This window comes from Streptomyces sp. SID9727 (genome assembly GCF_010550605.1).
Taxonomy (GTDB): domain Bacteria; phylum Actinomycetota; class Actinomycetes; order Streptomycetales; family Streptomycetaceae; genus Streptomyces.
Map to the genome: position 1 here is coordinate 1 of NZ_JAAGNI010000372.1, position 4,909 is coordinate 4,909.

At 74.6% G+C, this 4,909-nt stretch carries 5 protein-coding genes; 1 reads left to right on the forward strand and 4 read right to left on the reverse strand.

Annotation, left to right across the window (positions count from 1 at the left end):
• Position 1 precedes the first annotated feature (1 nt).
• The 3 genes from G3I41_RS26235 to G3I41_RS26245 are packed head-to-tail and all read right to left on the reverse strand — an operon-like array spanning position 2 to position 3,988.
• A complete protein-coding gene (locus G3I41_RS26235; RefSeq protein WP_164402842.1) occupies positions 2–1,564 on the reverse strand; it encodes an NAD(P)/FAD-dependent oxidoreductase in 1,563 nt (520 codons plus the stop codon).
• Between the two features lie 31 nt (positions 1,565–1,595).
• Positions 1,596–2,051 (reverse strand): SRPBCC family protein, encoded by a 456-nt coding sequence (locus tag G3I41_RS26240; protein ID WP_164402843.1) that lies wholly within the window; start codon positions 2,049–2,051, stop codon positions 1,596–1,598.
• Positions 2,052–2,086: 35 nt separating this feature from the next.
• Positions 2,087–3,988 (reverse strand): alkyl sulfatase dimerization domain-containing protein, encoded by a 1,902-nt coding sequence (locus G3I41_RS26245; protein WP_164402844.1) that lies wholly within the window; start codon positions 3,986–3,988, stop codon positions 2,087–2,089.
• A gap of 184 nt (positions 3,989–4,172) precedes the next feature.
• Between G3I41_RS26245 and G3I41_RS26250 the strand changes: the two genes are divergently transcribed.
• Complete coding sequence (locus G3I41_RS26250; protein ID WP_164402845.1) at positions 4,173–4,451, forward strand: metal-sensitive transcriptional regulator; 279 nt, start codon at positions 4,173–4,175, stop codon at positions 4,449–4,451.
• Positions 4,452–4,506: 55 nt separating this feature from the next.
• Here the strand turns inward: G3I41_RS26250 and G3I41_RS26255 are convergent.
• The coding region (locus G3I41_RS26255; RefSeq protein WP_164402846.1) for a sulfite exporter TauE/SafE family protein at positions 4,507–4,909 on the reverse strand (403 nt) is incomplete at its 5' end.

Genomic DNA, 4,909 nt, shown 5'->3' on the forward strand with positions numbered 1-4,909 from the left:
CTCAGCGCCGCAGACGCTTCCGCAGCGCCGCGCGCGCCGCGTTCGCGCCGGGGGCGCCGTGCACGCCGCCGCCGGGGTGCGCCGAGGCCGAGGCGAGGTACAGGCCCCGGAGCGGGGTCTCGGGGCGGCCGGTGCCCGGGGTGGGACGGAACACCAGTTGCTGGTGCGCCGAGGCGGTGCCGCCGTTGATCGCGCCCCCGTACAGGTTCGCGTCCATGGATTCGATGGTCGGGGGCGCCAGCAGGCGGCGGGCTGTGATCAGGGAGCGGAAGCCGGGGGCCCAGCGCTCCACCTCCTGCTCCATCCGGTCGGCCATGGCTTCCTGCTCGCCCCGGTCCCACCGCCCGGTCAGCCCGTCCTCCCCCGCGTCGCCCTTGATGCGGTGCGGGACGTGGGTGTAGGCCCAGGCGGCCTCGGTGCCGGCCGGTGAGCGGGTGGCGTCGGCGGTGCTCATCTGGCCGAAGAGCAGGAAGGGGCGGTCCGGCACCTGTCCCGTGGCGATCTGCGCGGTGAAGCGGGTGAGGCCGTCGACGCCGTCCGCCAGGTGCACGGTGCCCGCCGTGGCGGCCGCGCGGGCGGTCCAGGGCACCGGGCCGTTCAGCGCCCAGTCCACCTTGAACGTCGCGAAGTCCCACTGGAAGCGGCGCAGGTCGTCCAGGAGCCGGCCGGGCAGGTGCCGTGCGTCGACCAGTCCGCCGTAGAGCGCCGGCGCGGACACGTCGGCGAGCACGGCGCGCGACGCGGGCACGGCCTCGCCCTTCGCGGTGCGCACGCCGACGGCGCGTCCGCCACGTACGACGACCTCCGTGACCCGCTCACCGCAGCGGAGCACGCCGCCGTGACGTTCGAGCCGGCGTACCAGGGCGGTCGTGAGCGCACCCGCGCCGCCGACGGGCACCGGGAAGCCGTAGGTCTGCCCGAGCATGGACATCAGCCAGCCGAAGCCGCCGCTCCCGGCCGCCTCGGGGCCGAGGTCGGCGTGGAGTGCGGTGCCCGCCAGCAGAATCCTGGCCGCCTCGCCGCCGAACCGCTCCTCACCCAGCCGGCGTACGGGCAGCAGCAGGGTCCGCGCCAGGCGCAGGCCGCCGGCGGCCCGGAGCCGGGCGGCGAGGCGGACGCCCGATCTCACCGGCGGGAACGGCGTGAAGAGGGCGCCCAGCACATCGCGGCGCACCCGGTCCCAGGTGGCGCACAGCTCCAGCCACGCCGCCCCGTCCCCCTCGGCGAACGCGTCGAGGCCCGCCGCCGTGTCCCGCGCGTCGTCCTCCAGCACCGCGCACCGCCCGTCCGGCAGCGGGTGCGCCAGGACGCGGGGGGCTCGTGACCAGCGCAGCCCCTCCTCCCGGAGGTCGAGCCCGCCGATGACCGGGGAGGCCGCCGCCAGCGGGTAGAACGCGCTGAACAGGTCGGTGACGTAGTCGGGATGCACCCGGCGGTCGCTGCGCACCGCCCCGCCGGGCTCGGGTTGGGCCTCCAGGACCTCGACGCTCCACCCGGCGGCGGCGAGCAGGTTCGCCGCGACGAGGCCGTTGGGGCCTGCTCCGATGACCACGGCGTCCGGCACCGATGCCTCCAAGGGGGATCGCGGAAAGGGGTCAGACCGCTTCGCGTGCGCCCTTCGGCGCCGCCTCGACGGTCTGCGCCAGCCGCGCGAGCACGCTGCGGTGACGGAGCTGGATCACGGCGTCGATGGCCGTGTTGTGCAGTTTCCCGGCCGGTCCGCGCAGCGGGTGTTCGTCCAGGGTGACCAGGGCGTTGTCGCCCCACTGCCGTACTTCCAGGGCGATCCGGGCGGTGCCGATCCGGCCGCTGTCGGCCTCCAGCTCCAGCACGTGCGGCGCCTCGCACCGCCGGACGATCGTCCGCCCCCGCACGGACCACCGGCCGATGCCCAGGGTGTACGTGAGGCTGGCGCCGACCTCCGGCCAGTCGCCCCGGCGGGGGCGCGAGCCGGAGGTCCCGACCACCCAGTCGCTGTAGAGCGAGGGGTCCGCGAGGACCCGCCAGACGTCTGCCACCGCGGCCTCGATCAAGCGGTGTCGCACTGCCATCGATCCTCCTGTTGTCGTGGGTCCGGGCCGGCCGTTCAGGGGGTGACGACGGCGAAGTCCGGGTCCGGGGCGTCGAGGTGGCCGAGCAGTTCGGCCAGCCGGCCGGCGTCGCCGGTGACCTCGACGCCGGGGCGGGCCGCCAGGTCACCGGGGAGCACCGCGCCCACCAGGACGTCCCGCAGGTCCGCCTCCGTCAGCGCGAAGGTGGCGTCGGGCTCGCCCACGGCGGGTCCGGTGCCCGTGACGTGGGTGAGGACGCCGTTGCGCAGCCGCATCGTGAGGGGTTCGCCACCGGCGATGTCCCAGCGGATGGTGATGTCCGCGTCCCAGGCGCGGGGGCCGTTGACCCGGATGGCGACCGAGTCGACCAGCTGGTCGAGGGTGAGGGCGGCCAGGACGTCGGGCGAGGCCGTGGTGGTGGGGGTGCCGAGGCTGCCGTGGCGCAGTTCCCGGGCGCCCATCAGGTAGACGCTGCGCCAGGTCCCGTTCTCGCTGCCGTAGCCCAGCTGCTCCAGCGCGTCGGCCTGGAGGGCGCGCGCCCGCGCGTTGTCCGGGTCCGCGAACACCACGTGGTTGACGACCTCCGCCACCCAGCGGTAGTCGCCGTCGGCGAAGGACTGCCGGGCCCTGCGCAGGACTTCGTCGGCGCCGCCCATGAACTCGACGTACCGCCGGGCTCCCTCGACCGGGGGGTGCTGCCACAGGTGCGCCGGGTTGCCGTCGTACCAGCCCAGGTAACGCTGGTAGACGGCCTTGGCGTTGTGGCTGACGGAGCCGTAGTAGCCGTGGGTGTGCCAGACCCGCTCCAGGGCGGGCGGCATCACGATCTCCTCGGCGATCTCCGGGGCGGTGAGTCCCTGGTTGAGCATCCGCAGCACCTGGTCGTGGAGGTACGCGTAGAGGTCGCGCTGCTCCAGGAGGAAGGCGGCCACGCGCTCGCGGCCCCAGACCGGCCAGTGGTGCGAGGCGAAGGCCACGTCGGTCAGCTCGCCGAAGAGGCTGACCGACTCGGTGAGGTAGCGGGACCACACGTGCGGGTCGCGGACCTCGGCGCCGCGCAGCGTCAGCAGGTTGTGCAGGTTGTGCGTGGCGTTCTCCGCCATGCAGAGGGCGGAGCGGCCGGGGAAGTGGATGTTCAGCTCCGCCGGTGCCTCGGTGCCCGGCGTGAGCTGGAAGACCATGCGGATGCCGTCGACGGTCTCCGTCTGGCCGGTGCGGGTGATGTCGAGGGTGGGCGGGATCAGCCCGGGCGCGCCCGTCGAGACGGTCTGCCCGAGGCCCGCGCCGATCTGGCCCCGGGGGTCCTTCGGCAGGGCGGCGCCGTACATGTACGCGGCGCGCCGGCTCATGGCCGTGCCCGCGTAGACGTTCTCGCTGACGGCGTGCTCCAGGAAGCCGTGCGGGGCGAGCACCGGGATTCCGGCCGCGACGTCCTCGTCGGTGAGCACGCCGCGTACGCCGCCGAAGTGGTCGACGTGGCTGTGGGTGTAGAGCACGCCGGTCACGGGCCGCTCGCCGCGGTGGGCGCGGTACAGCGCGAGAGCGGCGGCGGCCGTGGGGGCGCAGACCAGGGGGTCGATGACGAGGACCCCTCGGTCGCCCTCGACGATCGTCATGTTGGACAGGTCGAAGCCGCGTACCTGGTAGATGCCCTCGGTGACCTCGAAGAGCCCGTGCTCGGAGCAGAGCCGGCTCTGCCGCCAGAGGCTCGGGTTCGCGGTGTCCGGACACTCCTGGCCGAGGAACCCGTAGGCTTCCAGGTCCCAGACGGCACTGCCCGTCGCGTCGCGGATCACCGGGTCCCGTGCGGTGCCCATGAACCCGCGCCGGGCGTCCTCCAGGTCCTGGGTGTCGTCGAAGGGGTAGTCACGCCGGACCGCCTGGTTGGCCTGGGCCACGGACTGCTCCGCGGGTCTGGCGGCGGTGTCCTGCGGCATGTCGGTCTCCCTCGCGGCGACGGCCCGGCTCCGCGTGGGCCCGGGCACCGCCACCCTCACCCGGCGTACGGGGCCCCACAAGCGGGTGTACGCCGTACGGGGTGCCGAGCGGGGTAGGATATACCCCTAGGGGTATGACACCGTGACCAGGGCCGCATCCAGGGCCCCGCACTTGGGAGGAACCGTGGAGCTGGACATGGCGGCCGACGAGCTGAAGTCGGTGCTCAACCGGCTGAAGCGGGCCCAGGGGCAGATCGCCGGAATCGTCAGGATGATCGAGGAGGGCCGGGACTGCGAGGACGTGATCACGCAGCTGGCGGCCGTCTCCCGCGCCCTGGACCGGGCCGGTTTCGCCATCATCGCGACCGGCCTCCAGCAGTGCATGACCGACGGCGCCCAGCCGGTGGTGGACCGGGACCAGATGCGGGCCCGCCTGGAGAAGCTGTTCCTCTCCCTGGCCTGAGGGGCGGCGCCGCGGCCTGAGGGGTGCCGCCGCGGCCCGAGGGGCGCCGCCGCCGTCACGTCAGCGCGTCGGCCAGCATGAACGCGGCGACCGCGAGCAGCACCCAGGCGAACAGCCGCTGGAGACCGTTCCCGGACACCCGTGCCGCGAGCCGCCTCCCGTCCCACGCGCCCAGGATCGCGGCGCCGGTGAACGGGGCCGTCACCGCCCAGTCCATGCCCGCCGCGCCACCGGAGCGGGTGACCAGCGAGGTCAGCGAGTTGACGGTGATGACCAGCAGGCTCGTCCCGACGGCCGCCTGCATCTCGAACGCCAGGACCGTCACCAGGGCGGGGACGGCCAGGAAGCCGCCGCCCACGCCCAGCAGCCCGGTCACCGCGCCGAGGCCCGCCCCGGCTCCCCCGGCCCGCAGCGGTCGCACCTCACCCGGCGCGCCCTGCGGCCCGGGGCGCAGCATC

Coding starts and splice junctions, on each gene's coding strand:
- G3I41_RS26240 (WP_164402843.1), bottom strand. CDS start 2,051: ATGGCAGTGCGACACCGCTTGATCGAGGCCGCGGTGGCAGACGTCTGG.
- G3I41_RS26245 (WP_164402844.1), bottom strand. CDS start 3,988: ATGCCGCAGGACACCGCCGCCAGACCCGCGGAGCAGTCCGTGGCCCAG.